The organism is Sinomonas sp. G460-2, assembly GCF_047759905.1.
Classification (GTDB): domain Bacteria; phylum Actinomycetota; class Actinomycetes; order Actinomycetales; family Micrococcaceae; genus Sinomonas.
The window spans coordinates 1-2,589 of sequence record NZ_JBKZWT010000418.1; the positions used below are offsets into that span (position 1 = coordinate 1).

General features: G+C 71.9%; 3 protein-coding genes. 1 reads left to right on the forward strand and 2 read right to left on the reverse strand.

All coding sequences use genetic code 11. The annotated features are described in order from the left end of the window. Positions 1-90: 90 nt before the first annotated feature. A complete protein-coding gene (locus ACLN58_RS20755; protein WP_415857123.1) occupies positions 91-666 on the reverse strand; it encodes a helix-turn-helix domain-containing protein in 576 nt (191 codons plus the stop codon). Positions 667-962: 296 nt separating this feature from the next. On the opposite strand from ACLN58_RS20755, the gene ACLN58_RS20760 reads away from it, so the two are divergent. Further along, positions 963-2,081 carry a VIT1/CCC1 transporter family protein gene (locus ACLN58_RS20760; RefSeq protein ID WP_415857124.1) on the forward strand — a complete coding sequence of 373 codons (1,119 nt, stop codon included), beginning with the start codon at positions 963-965 and terminating at the stop codon, positions 2,079-2,081. A 15-nt stretch (positions 2,082-2,096) separates the two neighbouring features. Here ACLN58_RS20760 and ACLN58_RS20765 read toward each other — a convergent pair. After that, positions 2,097-2,589, reverse strand: a 493-nt coding sequence (locus tag ACLN58_RS20765; RefSeq protein WP_415857125.1) for an LOG family protein, incomplete at its 5' end; no start/stop codon positions are given.

The window sequence follows — 2,589 nt, forward strand, 5'->3', positions numbered from 1 at the left end:
CGGCGCGTCGGGCGAGACTCGCACTCACGGGGCCCGAGAAACGGGCTGGACCAGCCATAGCTCCCCGCGGCCCTCGCTCCCGGCGCGGGGTCAGTGGCTCGCGGCCGGGACCAGGACCCAGAGGACGGTGGCGGGCTCGTCCGCGGGATTGACCCACGTGTGCGGCTCGCGCCCGGGGAACGTGAGGGTGTCGCCCTCCTCGAGCTCGTAGCGGTCGTTGGTCATGACGAGGTGGATCCGCCCACGGACCACGTGCAGCACGTCCACGTCGCAGTCCACGGCATACAGCTCCGACTCCCCCGTGCCGCGCGGCGCGATCTCGGCCTGGATGACCTGCAGCCGGCGCTCCGAGCGCGCGGTCAGCAGCCGCTCGACGATCCCCTCGCCACCGAGCGAGATCTTCGGTGCCTCGCCGGCGCGCGTGAGATGGGTCTCCGGGGTCGCGAAGAGGTCGCCGATCGGAAGGGAGAGCACCTGGCACAGGGTCACGAGCGAGGCCACGCTCGGCGATGATTCGTCCCGCTCGACGCGGCTCAGGAAACCCTTGGAGAGACCGGCCGCCTCGGCCACCTGCTCGATGGTCATGCGCTGCGATTCGCGCGCCGCCCGAATCCTCGAACCGATCGCCACGGACACGTTGCTAGGCTCGACCGGCAGGGCTTTCATGGGCCGCCTCTCTGGGACTCGCGCGGCCCGACGAGCGTCGGCCGGATCACCCCAGTCTAGTGGAAACAGCCGATGCCCGTGAGGAATCCCACACCTCGCCGAGCGCCCACCGGGACCGCGAACGACGGCGGCGACCGGCTCCCGCGGCCGGCGCGCCGCCGCCGTGGCCAGCCCGCCAGATTCAGGTGAGCCGAACTCCTAGCCTGGGGTGGACCGGCCGAAAACCCGCGGAAATCCGGGCTAGAGTGCTGTGGGCAAAGGCGCCCGACGACGATCCACGCCAGCCCAGGAGCATCATGCCGACCCCCACCCCGGCACCAGAACAGCCGCGCCCCCAGCCCACGCACGCCGACTACCGGCGGTGGCGCCAGTACCTCGCCGACGAGAAGGCGGAGGCGGGGATCTACCGCGCCCTGGCCGAACGGCGCGAGGGCGAGGAGCGGGAGATCCTGCTCGGCCTCGCCGAGGCCGAGGGCCGCCACGAGGCGCACTGGAAGGGGCTTCTTGGCGAGCAGCTCGGCAAGCCGCGGCCGGCGTCCCTGCGCAGCCAGCTGCTCGGCTTCCTGGCCCGGCACTTCGGCTCGGTGTTCGTGCTCGCGATGGCGCAGCGCGCCGAGAGCCGCTCACCGTATTCGACTGATCCGTTCGCGACCCCCGCGATGGCCGCCGACGAGCGCATCCACGAGGAAGTGGTGCGCGGGCTCGCGATCCGCGGCCGTACCCGGCTTTCGGGATCGTTCCGGGCGGCAGTGTTCGGCGCGAACGACGGCCTCGTGAGCAACCTCTCGCTCGTCACGGGCATGGCCGCGTCCGGGGTCTCGAGCCACGTGGTGCTGCTCTCAGGCGTCGCGGGGCTCCTCGCCGGCGCGCTGTCCATGGGCGCGGGCGAGTACATCTCGGTGCGGTCGCAGCGCGAACTGCTCTCGGCCTCGCTGCCCACGCAGATCACGCTCACGGCCGCGCCTGCGCTCGACCTCAATCAGAACGAGCTCGTGCTCGTGTACAAGGCGCGCGGCATGAGCCAGGCGGCTGCGGAGCACCGCGCCGCGGAGCGCCTCGGCTACTTCACGTGCGACTGCGACCCGAGCCTCTCGCTCCAGCCTGAGAAGGCGAACGACGCGGACGAGCACGAGGCGATCGGCTCCGCATGGCAGGCGTCGGTGAGCAGCTTCTGCTTCTTCGCGTCCGGCGCGATCGTACCGATCCTGCCGTTCATCTTCGGGATGGTCGGGGTCCCGGCGCTGGTCCTCGCGGCGGTGCTCGTGGGGCTCGTGCTCCTCGGGACGGGCGCGATCGTGGGCCTGCTCGCGGGAGCGTCGCCGCTGTGGCGGGCCACCCGGCAGCTGCTCATCGGCTTCGGCGCGGCGGCGGTCACGTACGTGCTCGGCTTGATCTTCGGCGCGACCGTCGGCTAGCCGCCTCCCGGCAGGCTAGGCGAGGGCCGCGACCGCCTCCTCGACCGAGTCGACGAGGTACACCCGCCCGTCCATGCCGCGATCGCGGGCGAGGCTCGAAAGCAGGGGCCACGCGGGCAGCTCCTCCGTCCAGTGCCCGCGTCCCACGAGGACCATGGGCGTGATCGTCTCTGGCGTGCCGTAATAGTTCTCGCACGCGTCCTGGAAGACCTCCTGCACGGTTCCCGCCGCGCCCGGCAGGAACACGACTCCCCCGGTGCACTTCTCGAGCAGCACCGCCTCCCGGACGGCATTCGCGAAGTACTTGGCGATGTGCGTCGCGAACAGGTTCGGCGGCTCGTGGCCGTAGAACCAGGTGGGGATGCCGAGGCTCGGCGTCCCGCCCGGGTACAGTCCCAGGACCGCGAGCGCGGCCCGGGCCCACGCACTCACCGACGGCCGGAAACGAGGGACGACGGCGACGCGCCGGAGCGCGTCGTCGAGGGCATCCGTGGGGCTCGCCGAGAGA

Bases quoted from the DNA above. Each gene is read 5' to 3' on its own strand.
- ACLN58_RS20755 (WP_415857123.1), bottom strand. From the start codon at position 666: ATGAAAGCCCTGCCGGTCGAGCCTAGCAACGTGTCCGTGGCGATCGGT.
- ACLN58_RS20760 (WP_415857124.1), top strand. From the start codon at position 963: ATGCCGACCCCCACCCCGGCACCAGAACAGCCGCGCCCCCAGCCCACG.